We start from the raw sequence: 17,022 nt of genomic DNA, 5'->3' as shown, positions 1-17,022 counted from the left end.
ATGCACCACCGCAGCGATGCATCGGGCACCACATCGTTTTGTGGGCCCACCACGGGGAAACACGCATCTCGAACCTCGTGTTCCTCTGCGCCGCGCACCACAATCTCATGCATTACTCGGAATGGCGAGTCCGCATCGCGCGGGACGGGCTCCCGGAGTTCATCCCACCAGCATTCCTTGACCCGACACGCACACCACGCCGCAACACCCTCCACCAACGGATCTAGGACACCGACCACGACACACCTCGGTGGAGACTTCGCTGAGGGACGTGATTGCGCGCGCGTGGTGACCGGAGGTTCCGTCCCGGGTGGGTGTTTCCGCTGCCGAACACCACCAGAGCCCTTACGTGGAGCGGAAACACCCATCCGGCACCAGCTCGAAACCCCACCGCTAATCTGGGCACATCAACCTCAACCTCCGGGTCGACCGATCAGTTCCGGCCGAATGCGGCGTTGCGGATGCGCCGGGTGTGGCCGGAGGTGGCGAGGACAGCCAAGGCCTCCGGGGACGACGAATCCTCGGAGACCTTGCGCTGCAACCAATCCGACGCCGCCACCAGGGTTTCCGCAGTCCACGGCAGACCTATCGTGATCTCTCTGTACGGCGACCATTCCAGCACCCGCTGGACGACGAGCGGATGGTCCTTGGCGGCGTCAGAAATTCGGCTGGCCCAGGCGACGTAGTCGGACTCGCGAAGCAGCGCCGCGGCGCGAACATCGACGTGCGCGACCACTACGGACGAAGCCATTGCTGTGTCCGGATCGGCGAGGACTTCGCTGACCACGGCCATTTCCTCCGCTGCCGCGGCCTCGCTCAACGTGTGCCGGTACTGCTGCCAGCGCACGTGCTCATCTGGCTCTGTCACGGCATCGGCAGTACGCGCCGACGGCGGTGGCGCAGGACGGACACGGTGATCACGCCGACGATGCCGAGGGCGTAGAGCGCGAGGCCGACGGGGACGGACGTGCGGTCACGCGAGTAGCCGGTGACGGAGCTGGGTGCGCCGGGCAGCCCGGCTTTGGTGAGCGCTGAGGTCGGGGTGAGATCCCGCATCGAGCCCAGGGTGCCGGTGCCGACGACGAGGCTGTCGATGTCCTGCTCGGGGATGGCGCCGTCCGTGGGCGTGTGGATGTTCATGCGTGAGTCCACCGCGTTGTTGCGAGTGTCGCCCGCGAAGAACACGTCACCGGGCGGCACCTTGATGTCAAAGGTCTGCTGTGGGTCGCCGGTGGAGAATCCTCAGGACGTACAGGCATTCGTGGACACGTTCGAGGACATCCGCCGAAAGGCGGCGTTGTCGCCGAAGGAGTCCGCGTTGCTGATCCGGGCAGCACTGGACGGACTGAGGAACGATGACCGAGAGCACGACGGCATGGCGTAAGAGCAGCTACAGCGGCCCCGAGAACAACTGCGTGGAGCTCGCGCAGACGTCGACGGGGACCGTGATCCGCGACACGAAAGACCGGGACGGTGGCACCATCGCCGTCCCGGTTTCTGCGTTCGCGGCCCTCCTGACCGCGGTCAAGGCGGTCTAGGACTCGTGAGTGTTCCGGCCGGTTCTTACCGGCCGCAACGCGCACGATGCCACAATGCAAAGTAAGCCTTCCTATTCGGGTCGGCACCTGCGAGAAGGCTGTGAGCTGCAGTTTTGGGGGCTGGACGTCGTCAGGGGTGCCGACTAGGGTGGCTTGCAATAGGTAAGGAAACGTTTGTAGGGGGCAGTGTGACCGCCATCCCGGGGCGACCTGCGCTCCTGCGGACGATCAACGACCGGGCAGCCTTCGAGCTGCTGCTCGTGCACGGCCCGCTGTCCCGTAGCCGGCTGGCCGAGCTCACCGGCTTGGCCCAGCCCACTGTCACCCAGCTGATGGGGCGGCTCCAGGCAGGCGGGCTCGTCGTGCCGGCCGGGATCCATGCCGGGGGCCGTGGGCCCAACGCCAAGCTGTACGCCGCCAACCCGCGCACGGGTTACGTCGCCGGGGTCGATGTCACGCCGTCCCGACTGTCCGTGGCGATCGCCGACATCACCGGCGAAGTCGTCGCGGAGTACGAGATGGCCGGTTCGCGCTCGCGAGTGCGCGCGGCGATCGAGGGCGCTGTGGGGCAGGTCGGGCTGCGCGTCGCCGATCTCGCACACATCGTGCTCGGGACGCCGGGCGCGATCGACAGGCACAACGGCGCCCTTTGGTACGCCGCGCACATGGCCGGCTGGCACCACGAGAACGTCGTCGACGGGCTCCGCGCCGAGTTGGGGGTGTCGGTTGACGTCGAGAACGACGTCAACCTCGCCGCGGTCGCCGAGATGCAGACGGGTGCGGCGAGGGGCGTCGAGAGCTTCGTCGTGCTGTGGGCGGGCGACGGGCTCGGGATGGCCGTCGTGCTCGACGGTCGGATCCGCCGCGGTGCGAATGGTGCCGCGGGGGAGGTCAGCTACCTGCCGATCGCGGACGTCCCGTTGAGCCGCGAGATCGGGCGTGGCGGACACGGCGGCTTCCAGCGCTCGGCGGGCGGCGACGCCGTGCTCGACCTCGCACGCACCCGGGGCATCCCCGGGAAGACCGCCGCGGAGGCCGTTCGAAACGCCGACAGCGGCTTCCTGGCCGAGCTGGCGACCCGGCTCGCCACGGGTCTCGCCGCTGTCATCTGCGTCGTCGACCCCGAGCTCGTCGTGTTCAGCGGGGAAATTCCCGAGGCCGGCGGCGAAGCACTGCTGGCGTTCATCCGGGAAGAGCTCGCCGAACTCGCCGTCGCGCAGCCGCGACTGGCGCTGAGTGCGTTGCCCGGCAACGGAGTTCGCGCCGGCGCGTTGCACTCCGCGTTGACGATCGCCAGGCGTCGGCTCTGGGCCTAGCCTCCAGGCTGGTGAGCATTGCGGACGGTTCTAACCGGCCGCAACGCTCACGAGCCCTTGCGCCTCACGACGTGAGCTTCGAAATCACGTTGTCGCCGTAGGCGTCCAGGGTCTGCTCGCGTTCGTCGTGCATGAGGTAGAGCGCGAACTGGTCGACACCGAGCTCGGCGAGTTCCTCCAGCCGTTCGACGTGTGCGCCGGCCGGGCCGAGCAGGCAGAAGCGGTTGACGATCTCGTCGGGGACGAAGTCGGTCGACGGGTTGCCGGCGCGGCCGTGGTGGGCGTAGTCGTAGCCTTGGCGCCCCTTGATGTAGTCGGTCAGCTCGTGCGGGACCGGGCCCGAGTCGCCGTAGCGCGTCACCAGGTCGGCGACGTGGTTGCCGACCATCCCGCCGAACCAGCGCAGTTGTTCACGCTGGTGGGGGAGGTCCTCGCCGACATACGCCGGCGCCGCGACGCAGACGGTGATGCCCGCCGGGTCGCGTCCGGCCGCGCGGGCGGCTTCGCGGACCGCGCCGATCGTCCAGCGTGCGATCGCCGGGTCGGCGCACTGCAGGATGAACCCGTCGGCGTGTTCACCGACCGTTTTCAGCGCCTTCGGACCGTACCCGGCCATCCACATCTCGAGCCGTCCGTCACGGACCCACGGGATCTGCACGGCGGTGTCGCCGAGCAGCGTCTCCCTGCCCTCGGCCAGTTCCTTGATCGCGTGCATCGCGTCGCGCACAGTGGCCAAAGTGGACGGTGGCTTGCCGATGACACGGTGCGCCGAATCGCCCCGGCCGATGCCGCACACCGTCCGGTTGCCGTACATGTCGTTGAGCGTGGCGAACATCGACGCCAGCACTGACCAGTCCCGCATCCCCGGGCTGGTCACCATGGGCCCCACGATCAGCGACGACGTCTGCGCGAGGACCTGCGAGTAGATGACGAACGGCTCCTGCCACAGCACGCACGAGTCGAACGTCCAGCCGTAGCGGAAGCCCTTGTCCTCCGCGGCTTTCATCAGCCGCACGACCTCGCGCCCCGGCGGGTCCGTCTGCAGCACGAGTCCGAAATCCATGTCCGTCCCCTATCCGAGGTATTGGTTGAGCCCGCGGGGCAGGAACTTGCCGTGGGTCGTACTGCCGCTGAACCCGGACGGCGAAACGACGACGCTTCCCCGAGACAGCACCGTGTCGACTTTTCCGGCGATTTCCCAGCCTTCGTACGCCGAATAGTCGACATTCATATGGTGCGTTTCGGCGGACAGCGTCTGCTTCGCCTTCGGGTCGTAGATGACGACGTCGGCGTCCGCCCCGGCCGCGATGACCCCCTTACGCGGGTACAGCCCGAACATCCGGGCCGGCGTGGTCGAACACGTCTCCACCCAGCGTTCCAGCGAGATCTCACCCGCCACGACGCCCTGGTGCAGCAGATCCATCCGGTGCTCGACGCCGGGGATCCCGTTCGGGATGGCCCGGAAGTCGCCGCGGCCGAGCTCCTTCTGGTCTTTGAAGCAGAAGGGGCAGTGGTCGGTCGAGACCACCGACAGGTCGTTCGTCCGCAGCCCGCGCCACAGATCGGCCTGGTGAGACTTCTCCCGCAGCGGGGGAGAGGCGACGTACTTGGCGCCCTCGAAGTTCGGCTTGGCCATGTCCTCAATGGACAGGTACAGGTACTGCGGACACGTTTCGGCGAAGACGTTCTGCCCCGCGTCACGCGCCTCGGCCACGGCCGCAAGCGCTTGCGCGGCCGAAAGGTGCACGATGTAGAGCGGCGAGCCCGTCACCTTGGCCAGCGTGATCGCCCTCGACGTCGCCTCGCCCTCGAGCTCCGGTGGCCTGGTGAGGCTGTGCTCCACCGGGTCCGTCCGGCCCGCCGCCACGGCCTGCGCGGCGAGCTGGTCGATCGCGATGCCGTTCTCGGCGTGCATCATGATCGTCGACCCGTTGCCGCGCGCCTTCTGCATCGCGCGCAGGATCTCGCCGTCGGTCGAGTAGAACACCCCGGGGTAGGCCATGAACATCTTGAAGCTGCTGATCCCGCCGTCCAGGCAGGCGTCCATCTCCTTCAATGACGTGTCGTTGACGTCGGAGACGATCATGTGGAACCCGTAGTCGATGGCGCAGTTGCCGTCGGCCTTCTCGTGCCACTTGTCCAGAGTGGACAGTAGCGAGGTGCCCTTGGCCTGCACGGCGAAGTCGATGATCGTCGTCGTCCCGCCCCAGGCCGCGGCCGTGGTGCCGGTGGCGAAGGTGTCGTTCGAGAAGCTGCCGCCGAACGGCATCTCCATGTGCGTGTGCGCGTCGATCCCGCCGGGCAGCACGTATTTTCCGGTCGCGTCGAGCACCTGGTCGGCAGCGTCATCGGCGAAGACGCCGGGCGCGGCGACCGCGGCGATCGTCTCGCCGTCGACGAGCACGTCGGCGACCGAACTCCCGGTGCTGCTCAGTACCGTGCCGCCCTTGATCAGTGTCCGCATGGGCTCAGGCCTCCGTCAGCGGGCCGTAGCTGTCGGGGCGGCGGTCGCGGTAGAACGCCCACTGGTCGCGGACTTCGGTGAGTTTGCCCATGTCCAGGTCGCGTATGACGATCTCTTCGTCGACGTCCGACGCGGCGTCTCCGATGAGCTGGCCGCGCGGGTCGGCGAAGTACGTCTGGCCGTAGAACTCGTTGTCTCCCAGCTCTTCCACACCGACGCGGTTGATCGTGCCGACGAAGTACTCGTTCGCCACCGCCGCGGACGTCTGCTCGAGCCGCCACAGGTACTCCGACAGGCCCCGGCTGGTCGCCGACGGGTTGAACACGATCTTCGCTCCGGCGAGTCCGAGCGCGCGCCAGCCTTCCGGGAAGTGCCGGTCGTAACAGATGTAGACGCCGATCCGGCCGACCGCGGTGTCGAAGATCGGGTAGCCGGTGTTGCCGGGGCGGAAGTAGAACTTCTCCCAGAATCCCTTCACCTGCGGGATGTGGTTCTTGCGGTACTTGCCGAGGTAGGTGCCGTCGGCGTCGATCACCGCGGCCGTGTTGTAGTACACGCCCGGCTGCTCGACTTCGTACATCGGCGCGACGATGACGACGCTGTGCCGCTCGGCGACCTCCTGCAGGAGCTTCGTCGTCGGACCGTCCGGGATCTGCTCGGTGTAGGAGTAGTAGTCCGGGTCCTGCACCTGGCAGAAGTACGGTCCGTAGAACAGCTCCTGGAGGCAGACGACCTGGGCGCCCTGCGACGCGGCCTTGCCGATCGCGTCGACGGCCGCGGCGATCATGGACTCCTTGTCACCCGTCCACCGCTGCTGGATCAGTCCGGCTCGTACCACGTCGCTCACTAGGTTCCTCCTTGATTGCCGAAACACCGCGTTCCGGAGCGAGGGCGGTCAGCGCCAGGTAGGCCACGAACGCGCCGACCAGGCCGACCACCCAGTTGTAGTCGTACAAAGGTTTCAGGAATCCGATCAGTCCGCCTGCCGGGAACGGGCCGCCGTACGCGCCGCCGACGGCGAGCACCGCGCCGATGAGGGTCGCCGCGACCGCGCGCCAGTTCCAGCCTGCCTTGAACCAGTACGTCCCGCCTTCGGTGTACAGGCCCTGCAGGTCGAGCTTGGTGCGCCGGATGACCCAGTAGCCCGCGACCAGCACCCCGGCCACCGCGCCGAGGATGCCGCCGTAGAAGCCGAGCCACGAGAAGATGTAGATGCTCGGGTCCGAATACAGCCGCCACGGCTGGATCAGGACGCCGATCACACCGGTGATCAGGCCGCCGACGGCGAAGGTGATCTTCTTCGGGAAGGCGTTGGAGAAGTCGTAGGACGGGCTGACGACGTTGGCCGCGAGGTTCGCCGAGATCGTCGCGAGCACGAGCGCGATCAGCGCGACGACGACCACGGCTGGGCTGGAGAACTTGTCCGCGAGCTGCGCGGGGTCCCAGATGTCCTGGCCGTAGAGCACGTGGCCGCCGGACGTGGTCAGGATCGCCACGATCGCGATGAACGTCATCGTGGTCGGCAGCCCGAGGATCTGGCCGCGGACCTGCTTGCGCTGGCTGCCGCCGAAGCGGGTGAAGTCCGGCATGTTGAGCGAGAGCGTCGACCAGAACGCGATCATCGCCATCAGCGACGGCGCGAACACCTTCCAGAACGACGGTCCCCAGCCGAGCTTGCCCGGCTCGGCCAGGATCGGGCCGAACCCGCCGGCCTTGATCAGCACGTAGGCCAGCATGATCAGGAAGCCGACCGACACCAGCGGCGCCGTCCAGTTCTCGAACCGGCGGATCGCGTCCATGCCCCGCCAGATGATCAGCATCTGCAGCAGCCAGAACAACCCGAACGACAGCCACAGCGTCCAGTGCTGACCGCCGATGACAGCCGCGTCCCGCCAGCCGGATCCGGTCAGCCGCCCGACGATGATGTAGACGGCCTCACCGCCGACCCAGGTCTGGATACCGAACCAGCCGCACGCGATGAACGCCCGCAGCAGCGCGGCGAAGTTCGCGCCGCGCACGCCGTAGAAGGCGCGGGCGAACACCGGGAACGGGATGCCGTACTTCGTGCCGGCGTGGCTGTTCGCCAGCATCGGCGCCAGCACCACGATGTTGCCGATCGTGATGGTGATCAGCGCCTGCACCCAGTTCATGCCCAGTGCGATGAGCGACGCGGCCAGCGCGTAGCTGGGGATGTTGTGCGCCATCCCCATCCACAGCGCGAAGTAGTTGTAGGTGCTCCACGTCCGTTTCCCGACGGGCACCGGGGCCAGCTCGGGATTGAAGAACCGGCTGCCTTCGACGGACGTGACGTCGCCGAGTTCCACCCGGCCGTCGCTGTGCACGATCTGGGATACAAGTGGCTTCGGCTCCATTGCGGAATCCTGCGCGCCACCGCCCGCGCCGGGCACTGGCAGAGTGTTCACTCTTACACCGGTAACAACGCATGCTGCCGATTGCGCAAACCGCGCTTATGCGCTGTTATGCCGCCCGGACACTCCACAGAGGAGCATGGCCCGGGTCTAGAAGCCGAAGACGCCGCTCGATTCCGCGTTGGCGGAGCACTTGTTCGCATAGGTTGCCTGGAACGACACTGGCGTGCCGCGCCAGAAACCGGCGACCACGACGTCGACCGGGGCGTAGAGCGCCGAGCAGAGCTGATGGCGGGTCGGCAGGCGCTGGAAGTCGCCGTTGGCGCCTTGGATGACCGCACAGGCTTTGGCGCTGTCCAGGTGGCTGCCACCGGCTGGATCGCAGGTCAGGGAGGCCTCGCTGACCTGGCCGCCGTAGGCGCGCTCACTGAGGTGGAACGACGAACCGGGCTGCGGTGAAGGGCCACCGAGGTACGCGAGAGAGAGCGCGGCCACGGCTGCCGGAGCGAACGGGAAGAGAAGCATATAAAAGGTATCGGCTGATTCGCGGGGGCAGCTCGTCACTCACCGGAGTGAAGATCTTACTCGGACGAGTTGCCCTTGTGTCCTCTGTGGGCAACACGCAGTAATGCGCTAGCGCTGGGGCAGCCACGGGATGACGCGCTTGATCTTGCCGCTGACCCGGTCAGGCAGCAGCGCGGGGACCAGCTCGGTGGTGACCCGCACCCCGTTGTCGCAGCTCTGGCCCGCCAGCTTGGCGAAGACGGCGTCGCGCAGCGCGGCGCCCGTGGTGCTACTCGACGTACCGGACGGTTCGTAGCGCACCAGAAGTGAATCCGGGCCCGTCTGCACCACCTGGTACTGGCGGACGCCCGGCACCACGATCGACCACAGCGGCAGCTCGGGCATCTCCATCACGCCGCCGGAGCAGCTCAGCCGTACCACCGTGGTGTCACGCCCATGGGGAAAGCTCAGCCGGGTCAGCTCCGCGTTCCGCCAGCTGGCCACATCGCCGACCCGGTAGCGGATCAGCGGGAGCACGTCCCGGTACAGCGTGCTCACCACGAGCCGGCCCGGAACGCCGGGCTCGGTGACGGGCACGCCGCCCGCGTCGAGCAGCTCGACCAGGTGCAGATCGTCATACACGGTCAGTTCGTCGAGGGCCGGATCCTCCTGGTAGCCGAGCGGGCCAGTCTCCACAGTGGAGTAGCTGTTATGCGGCGGTGATCCCCAGCCCGCGGTGATCTCCCGCCGCTGCTCGGGCTGGAGCCCTTCACCGACGCTCAGCAGGTGCGCCTGGGGCAGCGCCACGCCCCGTTCGGCCGCCGCGGCGGCCAGCGCGCGAAGCAGGTGCGGGCGGGTCAGCACGACGTCGGGCCGGTGTTCGCCGACGACGTCCAGCAACGAAGCCGGCTCGGCGAAGACGTCGGCGAGGACGACGTCGAGATGGCCACCGAGGTAGTACATCCAGGCATTGCCGCCGTTGTGCCGATCCAGCAGTCCGATGTAGAGCAGCCGCTCGGCACCCGGACGCGCGCCGCGGACACCCCGCGCGACGAACGCTTCGAGGCTGCGTCCGAAGTCCCGGACGTGGTGCAGCACGGGGAGTGGCTCGCCGGACGACCCCGACGAGCTGAACGCCAGGTGCTTCGTATCGAGCCTGCTACCCAGGCTGAACGGCTTGGCCGCGAAGGCGGTCATCGACGCGCGAGTCGCCCCCGTTCCGGCGGCGAACTCGTCGAACGACGCACCCAGCCGGGACTTCTCCAGCACCGGCAGCTGGAGTGAGTCCGACGCCGTCTCGTACAAGCGCGCGTACCCGGGGTTCTCTTCACGCAGCCGCCTGGCCAGCGTGCGGACCGCGCGCTCGGCCCACCGCCTGCGCTCTTCCGGCGCTATCGCCTCGAACTCCCTGCGGTGCGCGCGCTGTTTGGCGAACCCCTCGGCGATCAGGTCGTCCGTCGAACCCCGCGCTGCGTTCGTCCTGCTCATGTCGCCCTCAGCAGTTCCGTGTGCGCCGGAGCGGGCAGTCCGACCTCGGCCAGTTCGGTACGGGCGTGGGCGTCGATGGCCGAGACCCAGTCCTCGACCGTGCGCCGAGCCGCCGCCGGCGCCGCCATCGCCGCGTAGACCGGACGCTGGCGGCAGCCGTACTTGCGTTTGATGTAGTAGGTGCTGCGGCCGAAGTTCACCTGCCGACGCCCGTTTTCGACCGCGAAGCGGATCAGCGTGGCGTACAGGTAGTTGTACTGGCCGAATTCACCCAGCGACGTGTAGTCGAAGCCGATGCACCACGGCGCCACTTCGCCCCCGGCGTCGAGCGCGAGGCAGGTCAGGATCGGCTCTCCCCGGCCGCGGACGGTGATCGTGACGGCCGACGAGCCGAAGGCTTCGACCACCGCGGTGAGGAAGCCGGTGTCGAAGAAGACCGGGCTGCCGTGATGCTCGGCCGTCCGGCGCACCATCGACGCGAGCAGCTCGAGGTCGGCGCAGCCACGCTGTACTTCGGCGGTGACCCCGGCCCGCTCGCTACGCAGGATGCCCTTGGTGATGTTGCGGCGTCTGGTTCCCGGCAGATGCGCGAGGTAGTCCTCGAAGGTGTCCCACGGGGTCTCGAGAAGGTTCGTGCAGGACAGCAGCCCGGTGGTGAAGCCGTGCCGCCGAAGATCGGACAGCAGCGGGGAATCGCCTGGCACCAAGGGAAAGGCGAGAATCCGATCGGCCGCTTCGGCCTGCCACAGTGCGAGGATTTCGTCCAGTAGCAGCCCGCGTTCGTGCTCGCCCGCCGCGAGGAGCTCGCTCGACTGGGCGTACATGCTGTGCCCGATCAGCATGGGCGCGTCCCCGATGCCCGCGGTGACGTAGTGCTTCCGGAACATCTCCAGTTTGGGGCAGTGGCGCGTGAGGTACAGCGGCGCCAGGCCGACGATCCGTCCTTCGTCCTCCAGGACCAGATGGCGGGCTTCGATGTCGACCATCTCGGCGGCCTCCACCGAACGCAGCCACGCGTGCCGGTGGTAGACCGAACCGCCGTACCGGGAGACGGCCGCGTCCCAGGATTCTTCGGATACTTCACCGATTTCGTGCACGACCCTGACCTTGGACATGGTTGTCCCCCAGGTACTTTCGGGAAAAATGCGATCGAGCGGGGAGGAGATCGAAAAGCGGAGAGGGGGTGGCGGCCGATGGCCGCGACCCCCTCCCGGCGGTCACTCTTCGGAGAGCCAGATCCGCCGCAGGTGGCGGTTGCGGTCGGTGTAGCCGGTGCGCGAATGCACCATCCGGTGGTTGTTCCAGATCAGCAGCGAGTTTGGCTCGTAGTCGGCCGTGATGTGGGTCTCGGTGAAGAATTCGAGCACCCGCTCGCGCAGGTTGAGCAGGAACTCGTCGTCCTCGTGCACGACGCAGTTGTAGCTGAACCGCATCACCGGCGCCTTGTCCTCGCGCAGTTCGAGCAGCGGGTGCACCGCGGTCTTGCCAAGGCCCATGTCCTGCACACCGGCGCTGGAGACGAACGGGAACTTCGTTTCGGCGAGCTTGCCCCGCTCCTCGTCGGTGAGGGTTTCGAGGAACTTGTGCAGGTCACCCAGGGTGGTCTGGCCGCCGCCGTCGGCCGCGGGTACCAGGCACCAGAGCGCGAGGTACTTGGGCGGCAGGCCCAGGAACTCGTAGCACTCGGTGTGCGGCATCAGCGGTTTGGTGTTGAGCGAGTGGTACAGGTTGTCGAATCGCTCCTGCGCCTTGATCGACCAGATCAGCTCGCCGTCGTACTGCGGCATGAGCGGGCCGATCTGCTTCAGGTACCCGACGTGGTCGAAGTCCTCCGGGACCCCGTGCAGGTAGACGTAGCCGTTCTCGTCGAGCAGGCTCTTGAATTCGGCCAGGTCGAGCCCGGCGTAGTCGATCTGGCTGACGACCTTCTTCTCCTGAGTGGTAATCACGAGACCTCACCTTTCTCTGGGATTGATGTGACCGACGGAGTGCTCTCGACGGCCGGGGCCGGGGCGGGGACGGGCTTTCCGAACCGGCTGATCAGCTGCGGGGCCAGCACGATCACGGTCAACCCGACCAGGCTCAGCGCGACCCCGGTGAACTGCAGCGGGGTCAGCGACTGGTGAAGCACGATCCAGCTGACCAGGACGCCGACCACCGGCACCAGGAGCGAGAACGGCGCGGTGCGCGACGGGCCGACCCGCTGGATGAGCCGGTACCAGGCGTAGTTCCCGAAACCCGTTGCCAGCAGGGCGATGTAGAGGATGGCGGCGATCGTGCCGAACGACATCCCGGTCACCGAAGCGCGCTGGCCGCTCTCGAAGACCCCGGAGATCAGCAGCATCGGGGGGATCACCGCGACGGACTGCCAGACCGTCATCGTCCAGGCGGAGATCTTGCCCGCCTTCTTCAGCACGATGTTGGAGCCGGCCCAGCCGGCGGCGCCGAGCAGTACGCACAGCACGCCGCCCAGCGGTGCCGCGCCCCCGCCCGACAGCGCGATGAGCGCGAGACCTGCCCCGCTGACCACCAGGCCTGCCCACTTGAGCTTGCCGAAGGACTCGTTGAGGAACACTTTGGCAAGGATGATGGTGAACAGCGCCTGGGCTTGGATCACCGTCGCCGCGACGCCGGCACCGACCCCGAGGTGCAGGCCGAGGAAGAGCCCGGAGAACTGGACGACGCCGTAGAGCAGGCCGACTGCAGCGATGTACTTCCACGGCAGGCCGTTGCGGCGGGTGAAGGGCAGGAACACGATCGCGACCACGAGGTAGCGCAAGGCCACCAGTAGCAATGGAGGGACGCTCGCCACCGCTTGATCGGCGACGACGAAGTTGCCTCCCCAGATGATCGCGACGAGTATTCCGAGAATGATGTTGCCACGCCCCATGAATTCCTGCTCCTTGCACTGAGGGATTCGTCAGATTGCGCGCGGGAACAGATCGGTCGAGATGTACTTCAGACCGCTGTCCACGGCAGGGACGACGATAGTGATGTCACCGCCGTGCTCCTGGGCGACGCGCCGCGCGGCCAGCACATTGGCCCCGGTCGACGTGCCCGCGAAAATCCCCTCTTCGACAGCGAGCCGCCGGGCCATATCACGTGCCTCGCCCTCGTCGATGACCAGCACGTCGTCGTAGAGTTCCTTGTCCAGCAAGGGAGGCGTGAAGCCGAGCGCGATGCCCTCGATGCCGTGGGTACCGGGCTCTCCGCCGGAGAGCACCGCCGAAGTGCTCGGCTCGACCACGAAGACCTTGATGTCCTGGCTGTGATCCTTGAGCACCCGGGCGACACCCATCGCGCAGCCCGCGGTGCCGACGCTGGCCACGAACGCGTCGACGTCGCCGCCGGTCTGCGCCAGGATCTCGCGCCCCATGGTGCGCTGGCCGACCGCGTTGTCCTTGTTGTTGAACTGGTCCGTCCAGTAGGTGCCCGCGACCTCGGCGAGCTGGCGGGTCCGGTCGATGATCCTGGGCATCAGGTCCGGGGTGATCTTGCCGCCGACGCTGGGCACCATGACGACCTCGGCGCCCATCGACGTCATCGTGCGGATCTTCTCTTCGCTGAACGCGTCGGAGGTGACGATCCGGAGCGCGTACCCCTTGACCGCGCAGACGAACGACAGCGAGGAACCCGTGCTGCCGCCGGTGTATTCGACGATCGTGGTCTTACCGGGGGTGATCTCGCCGCGCTTCTCGGCCTCCTCGATCATCGCCAGCGCCATGCGGTCCTTATAACTGCCCGTCGGGTTGAAGTACTCCAGCTTCACCAGGATCCGCGCCCGCAGGCCATCGGTCAGGCGCAGCAGCGGGACCAGCGGTGTGTTGCCGATGGCCTCCAGCGCGGTGCCAAGAGCGGGGCGGAAACCGGGCGCGGTCCGGGGGGACGGTTCGACGACAGTCATCTGTTTTCCTTACTCCTCAAGGATGACGGATTTCAGGCGGCGGTGGCCGCGACGCCGCTCAGGCAGCGGTCAAGCGCGCTCAGGCCGACGTCGAGCTGTTCTTCGGTGATCGTCAGCGCCGGGCGGAATCGCAGACCGGTGGTCCCACAGGGGAGCACGATCACCTGTTCGTCGGCGTACATCCGGCGGACGAGGTCGTCGCGGGTGGCGGTGTCGGGCAGGTCGAACGCGCACATCAGACCGCGTCCGCGTGGGTTCCGCACCACGCCCCGATGCCGGGCGGCCAGGTTCTCGAGCCCAGTGAGCAGGTGCTTTCCCCGCTCCGCGGCGGCGTCGAAGAGCCCGTCCTCGTCGAGGATCTCGAAGATTCGGGTCGCCCGGACCATGTCGGTGAAGTTGCCGCCCCAGGTGGAGCTGATCCGGGAGGAGACGGCGAAGACGTTGTTCGCCACCAGGTCCGTGCGCCGGCCGCCCATGACCCCGCAGACCTGCGTCTTCTTGCCGAACGCCACCAGATCCGGCTCGAGGTCGAGCTGCTGGTAGACCCAGGGAGTGCCGGTCAGGCCGCAGCCGGTCTGGACCTCGTCGAGCACGAACAGGGCGTCGTACTCCACGCACAGCTCCTGCATGCCCCGCAGGAATCCGGCGCTGAGGTGGTTGTCCCCGCCTTCGCCCTGGATCGGTTCGGCGAGGAAGCAGGCGATCTTGCCGCCGGCGGTTTCGAAGGCGGCTCGCGCGGCGGCCAAGGCCTTACGCTCGGCGTCGGCGTTCTCCGCCGCATGCTCGGTGAGCGGAAATTTCAAGGCGGGGGACGGGATTCGCGGCCAGTCGAACTTCGTGAAGAGCGCGGTCTTGGCGGGCTCGGTGTTGGTCAGGGAAAGTGTGTAGCCGCTGCGGCCGTGGAAGGCCCCTTCCAGATGCAGTACCTGGTAGTCGCCGCCGGCGGTGCCGGCGCGCTGGGCTTTCCAATCGAAGGCCGCTTTGAGCGCGTTCTCCACCGCGAGCGCACCGCCGTCGATGAAGAACAGATGAGGTAGTTCCGGATCACCCAGTACCCGGGCGAATGCCGAGACGAACTGCGCGTATTCGACCGTGTAGAGATCAGGATTGGCGGGTTTGTTCACCGCGGCGGCAGTGAGCTGGGCCAGGAATTCCGGATCTTCGATCAATTCCGGTGGGCTGGTGCCCAGCGGGGAGGAGGCGAAGCAGGAGAACAGGTCCAGATAGCGGGTGCCGGTGACCGCGTCGACCAGCCACGATCCACTGCTGGCCGCGAGATCGAGGACCAAATCATAACCATCGACCAGGGTGTTGCGGCCGAGTGTCCGGTGCACATCGGCGGGTTCGATCACCGCTCGCGTTCCTTTGCCGCGTTCGGCGATGCTCGTCGAGCCCTGCGTTTTTCGCATGTTCCATCTCCCGGTCTGGATTAATCGGGAATTAAGTCACGGTGTTTTGGGCAGCAGTGATCATGACTGAATGTTTGTGAATCACGGCACTCGTGAACAATAACTTGTGAACAGGTGTGATCAACGTTGATCACGTGATTACCGACGACCCCCGAGGACGCTCTAAATCAGCGGCGTGCCGCGCTGCTGGAAGCCACGATATACGGCACTCGGGGGGATGTCTTGCCCTTCACTCCGTCATCACCCTGATGGAGCACGGGGTCGTTCGGTGCTGCCTGCGAGTGGCCTAACGGGCGTCACGCAGATGCTGTTTCGGTGACAGCAAGGGAAGATCATTCACGGTCGGTCACCCGGATGTCGTGGGCGAGTAACGCGACGTAAAGGGAGAGCATGGACTCGGGATCCTCCAGCGGAATGCCGAGAATCTGTTCGATGCGGGCGAGCTGCTGGTAATAGGCGGTCCGGGAAATATGCGCGGCCGCGGCCGCCGCCGATTTGTTGCCGCCGTGTTCGCAGTAGTGCCTCAAAGCCTGCACTAATCGGCTGCCCGAAGAGGCATCCCGCTGGAGTAGCGGACCCAGTTCGCGCGTGGAGAAGGCTTTGAGCCGCTCGTCGTCGGTCAGCAGCTGAAGCAGGCCGCGCAGGCGGACGTCGTCGAGGCGGTGAAAGACCCGCTCGGAGCCGGCACGCAATGCGGCCGACGCCACTTGCAGCGCCTCCATCAGAGTGCGGCGGGCGTCCGCCGGGCTGTCGACAACCGTCCCGACGGCGACCACGGCCGGCGCGCCCGTGCGGGCTTCGTGGATATCCGTCGCCAGGCGGTGCAGCACGCTTTCGGCGGCGGCCTCGGGGGACAGCGAGAGCAGGGCACAGACGCAGGTTCCGTCGATGTCGGCGACCAGGAGCGACACCCGGGCCCGCCGGGCGGCCAGCGCCGTCGCCTCGGCCAGCTCCCGCAACACCGGGGGCGCCGACAGCGCGGGTTTCGCGGTGGTGGACAGCCGGGGCCTCAGTGCGACGCCGATCAGGCGCCGTCCGGTGAGTTCGACGGCCAGCGCCGAGGACCTCGCCAGCAGCTCGGCCGGGGGGACGCGGGAGCCGAGCAGCTCGGAGAGCACGCCGCGATGCGCCTGCCGTTCGAGGCTGTCGGAGTCGCGGGTGATCAGCCGGTGCAGGGCGAGCGCGGAGGCGGCACGCTCGGCGACGACCAGGTGCCGGTGCGGCGGCTCGTCGGCGCAGACGACCACCAGGCGCCCCCAGTCGTGGCCCCGCGCCCCGACGATCGTGATCAGCCAGCCCGCGCCGCCGTGGTACCCGGTGCGCTCACCGAGCCCGATCGCGCGCGACCGCGCCTGCCAGCCGGTCAGCAGCTCACCCGGGTCGGTGCCGGCCGCGTCGTAGGCGAGGACCTCGTGCGACAGCGTCTCCAGCACCACGGGCTGCTCGGTGATCCGGGCGACCTCGCGCAGCACGACGGCGGGCTCCGCCCCGGAGACGGTCAGCGCGGTGAACGTCCGGTGGATCTGCTCGGCGGCCTTCAGCTCGGTGACCTGGTTGTCCACGATCAGGCCGTTGACCGTCTCGGTGATCGTGACGTACCGGGTCTCCCGCGACAGCGTGATCAGCGGGACGCCGTGCTTCTCGGCCGCTTCGAGCAGCGCCGGGGGCAGGTGCGAGCTCCAGCGCTGGACCAGCTCGAAGACCAGCCCGGCGATGCCGACGGCGGCCAGTTCGTCGATGTAGGCCGTTAGCCCGGCCGCGTCGTCGGGCAGGGCTATCCCGGTGGTCAGCACCAGCTCGCCGCCCTTGAGGAGGTGCGCGATGTCGGCAACCTCGGCGACGTGCACCCAGCGCACGGGCGCGTCGAGTCCGGCGGCGCCCGCGACGACGTGCGGCCGGCCGTGCCGGAGCACCGGAAGGGCCAGCACCTCCGCGACTGTCGGGTACATAGGACACAGACTGTACGGGCGTGGGCGGGACTCGATACATGTTGCCGGTCGCGCCCGCGAGCCGCGCCGCCGGAGACTCAT

Annotated in this window: 18 protein-coding genes; 4 read left to right on the top strand and 14 right to left on the bottom strand. The window is 67.5% G+C overall.

Annotated features, from left to right (window positions below):
* On the top strand, positions 1 to 227 hold a 227-nt coding region (locus tag JWQ81_RS25805), incomplete at its 5' end, for an HNH endonuclease (RefSeq protein ID WP_297544047.1).
* Between the two features lie 206 nt (positions 228 to 433).
* Here the strand turns inward: JWQ81_RS25805 and JWQ81_RS25800 are convergent.
* Positions 434 to 868 (bottom strand): hypothetical protein, encoded by a 435-nt coding sequence (locus JWQ81_RS25800; protein WP_297545390.1) that lies wholly within the window; start codon positions 866 to 868, stop codon positions 434 to 436.
* Entirely contained in the window at positions 865 to 1,140 is a 276-nt protein-coding gene (locus JWQ81_RS25795) for a hypothetical protein (protein ID WP_366942337.1), read from the bottom strand. Before JWQ81_RS25795 ends, JWQ81_RS25800 begins: the two co-directional genes overlap by 4 nt.
* A gap of 91 nt (positions 1,141 to 1,231) precedes the next feature.
* On the opposite strand from JWQ81_RS25795, the gene JWQ81_RS25790 reads away from it, so the two are divergent.
* The 3 genes from JWQ81_RS25790 to JWQ81_RS25780 all read left to right on the top strand — a co-directional run bounded on the left by JWQ81_RS25790 (position 1,232) and on the right by JWQ81_RS25780 (position 2,854).
* Positions 1,232 to 1,384: a hypothetical protein gene (locus JWQ81_RS25790; RefSeq protein WP_297545386.1), complete on the top strand. Its 153-nt coding sequence runs from the start codon at positions 1,232 to 1,234 to the stop codon at positions 1,382 to 1,384.
* Complete coding sequence (locus JWQ81_RS25785) at positions 1,356 to 1,538, top strand: DUF397 domain-containing protein (protein ID WP_297545384.1); 183 nt, start codon at positions 1,356 to 1,358, stop codon at positions 1,536 to 1,538. Before JWQ81_RS25790 ends, JWQ81_RS25785 begins: the two co-directional genes overlap by 29 nt.
* Positions 1,539 to 1,726: 188 nt before the next feature.
* On the top strand, positions 1,727 to 2,854 hold the full coding sequence (locus tag JWQ81_RS25780) for an ROK family transcriptional regulator (RefSeq protein WP_297545382.1): 1,128 nt from the start codon (positions 1,727 to 1,729) through the stop codon (positions 2,852 to 2,854).
* Positions 2,855 to 2,918: 64 nt separating this feature from the next.
* Here JWQ81_RS25780 and JWQ81_RS25775 read toward each other — a convergent pair whose 3' ends face one another.
* The 12 genes from JWQ81_RS25775 to JWQ81_RS25720 form a co-directional block, all read right to left on the bottom strand.
* The gene (locus JWQ81_RS25775; RefSeq protein WP_297545380.1) at positions 2,919 to 3,917 is read right to left on the bottom strand and encodes a TIGR03842 family LLM class F420-dependent oxidoreductase; all 999 of its coding nucleotides are present in this window, start codon (positions 3,915 to 3,917) and stop codon (positions 2,919 to 2,921) included.
* A 9-nt stretch (positions 3,918 to 3,926) separates the two neighbouring features.
* Positions 3,927 to 5,318, bottom strand: a complete 1,392-nt coding sequence (gene hydA / locus JWQ81_RS25770; RefSeq protein WP_297545378.1) for a dihydropyrimidinase — start codon at positions 5,316 to 5,318, stop codon at positions 3,927 to 3,929.
* A gap of 4 nt (positions 5,319 to 5,322) precedes the next feature.
* Complete coding sequence (locus tag JWQ81_RS25765; RefSeq protein ID WP_297545376.1) at positions 5,323 to 6,165, bottom strand: nitrilase-related carbon-nitrogen hydrolase; 843 nt, start codon at positions 6,163 to 6,165, stop codon at positions 5,323 to 5,325.
* Positions 6,116 to 7,690, bottom strand: coding sequence for an NCS1 family nucleobase:cation symporter-1 (locus JWQ81_RS25760; protein WP_297545400.1), 1,575 nt, complete (start codon positions 7,688 to 7,690; stop codon positions 6,116 to 6,118). Before JWQ81_RS25760 ends, JWQ81_RS25765 begins: the two co-directional genes overlap by 50 nt.
* A gap of 147 nt (positions 7,691 to 7,837) precedes the next feature.
* Positions 7,838 to 8,212: an SSI family serine proteinase inhibitor gene (locus JWQ81_RS25755; protein ID WP_297545375.1), complete on the bottom strand. Its 375-nt coding sequence runs from the start codon at positions 8,210 to 8,212 to the stop codon at positions 7,838 to 7,840.
* A 108-nt stretch (positions 8,213 to 8,320) separates the two neighbouring features.
* On the bottom strand, positions 8,321 to 9,679 hold the full coding sequence (locus JWQ81_RS25750; protein WP_297545374.1) for a hypothetical protein: 1,359 nt from the start codon (positions 9,677 to 9,679) through the stop codon (positions 8,321 to 8,323).
* Positions 9,676 to 10,794, bottom strand: a complete 1,119-nt coding sequence (locus tag JWQ81_RS25745; protein WP_297545372.1) for a GNAT family N-acetyltransferase — start codon at positions 10,792 to 10,794, stop codon at positions 9,676 to 9,678. Before JWQ81_RS25745 ends, JWQ81_RS25750 begins: the two co-directional genes overlap by 4 nt.
* Before the next feature lie 102 nt (positions 10,795 to 10,896).
* The gene (locus tag JWQ81_RS25740) at positions 10,897 to 11,628 is read right to left on the bottom strand and encodes a TauD/TfdA family dioxygenase (protein WP_297545371.1); all 732 of its coding nucleotides are present in this window, start codon (positions 11,626 to 11,628) and stop codon (positions 10,897 to 10,899) included.
* Entirely contained in the window at positions 11,625 to 12,569 is a 945-nt protein-coding gene (locus tag JWQ81_RS25735) for an EamA family transporter (protein ID WP_297545370.1), read from the bottom strand. The genes JWQ81_RS25740 and JWQ81_RS25735 overlap by 4 nt, the downstream gene beginning before the upstream one ends.
* A 30-nt stretch (positions 12,570 to 12,599) precedes the next feature.
* Positions 12,600 to 13,583, bottom strand: coding sequence for a PLP-dependent cysteine synthase family protein (locus JWQ81_RS25730; RefSeq protein ID WP_297545369.1), 984 nt, complete (start codon positions 13,581 to 13,583; stop codon positions 12,600 to 12,602).
* Between the two features lie 32 nt (positions 13,584 to 13,615).
* Positions 13,616 to 14,992, bottom strand: a complete 1,377-nt coding sequence (lat, locus tag JWQ81_RS25725; protein ID WP_297545368.1) for an L-lysine 6-transaminase — start codon at positions 14,990 to 14,992, stop codon at positions 13,616 to 13,618.
* A gap of 332 nt (positions 14,993 to 15,324) precedes the next feature.
* A complete protein-coding gene (locus JWQ81_RS25720) occupies positions 15,325 to 16,941 on the bottom strand; it encodes a PucR family transcriptional regulator ligand-binding domain-containing protein (protein WP_297545367.1) in 1,617 nt (538 codons plus the stop codon).
* Positions 16,942 to 17,022: the final 81 nt, after the last annotated feature.

Origin of the sequence: Amycolatopsis sp., assembly GCF_025464955.1 — a bacterium.
GTDB lineage: Bacteria > Actinomycetota > Actinomycetes > Mycobacteriales > Pseudonocardiaceae > Amycolatopsis.
The sequence above is the reverse complement of the archived record's forward strand: the minus strand, read 5'-3'. Positions and strand labels throughout refer to the sequence as shown.

Excerpts from the sequence above, each read along its gene's own strand:
- JWQ81_RS25795 (WP_366942337.1), bottom strand. The coding sequence starts at position 1,140 with ATGAACATCCACACGCCCACGGACGGCGCCATCCCCGAGCAGGACATC.
- JWQ81_RS25785 (WP_297545384.1), top strand. The coding sequence starts at position 1,356 with ATGACCGAGAGCACGACGGCATGGCGTAAGAGCAGCTACAGCGGCCCC.
- JWQ81_RS25775 (WP_297545380.1), bottom strand. The coding sequence starts at position 3,917 with ATGGATTTCGGACTCGTGCTGCAGACGGACCCGCCGGGGCGCGAGGTC.
- hydA (WP_297545378.1), bottom strand. The coding sequence starts at position 5,318 with ATGCGGACACTGATCAAGGGCGGCACGGTACTGAGCAGCACCGGGAGT.
- JWQ81_RS25760 (WP_297545400.1), bottom strand. The coding sequence starts at position 7,690 with ATGGAGCCGAAGCCACTTGTATCCCAGATCGTGCACAGCGACGGCCGG.
- JWQ81_RS25755 (WP_297545375.1), bottom strand. The coding sequence starts at position 8,212 with ATGCTTCTCTTCCCGTTCGCTCCGGCAGCCGTGGCCGCGCTCTCTCTC.
- JWQ81_RS25750 (WP_297545374.1), bottom strand. The coding sequence starts at position 9,679 with ATGAGCAGGACGAACGCAGCGCGGGGTTCGACGGACGACCTGATCGCC.
- JWQ81_RS25745 (WP_297545372.1), bottom strand. The coding sequence starts at position 10,794 with ATGTCCAAGGTCAGGGTCGTGCACGAAATCGGTGAAGTATCCGAAGAA.
- JWQ81_RS25735 (WP_297545370.1), bottom strand. The coding sequence starts at position 12,569 with ATGGGGCGTGGCAACATCATTCTCGGAATACTCGTCGCGATCATCTGG.
- JWQ81_RS25730 (WP_297545369.1), bottom strand. The coding sequence starts at position 13,583 with ATGACTGTCGTCGAACCGTCCCCCCGGACCGCGCCCGGTTTCCGCCCC.
- lat (WP_297545368.1), bottom strand. The coding sequence starts at position 14,992 with ATGCGAAAAACGCAGGGCTCGACGAGCATCGCCGAACGCGGCAAAGGA.
- JWQ81_RS25720 (WP_297545367.1), bottom strand. The coding sequence starts at position 16,941 with ATGTACCCGACAGTCGCGGAGGTGCTGGCCCTTCCGGTGCTCCGGCAC.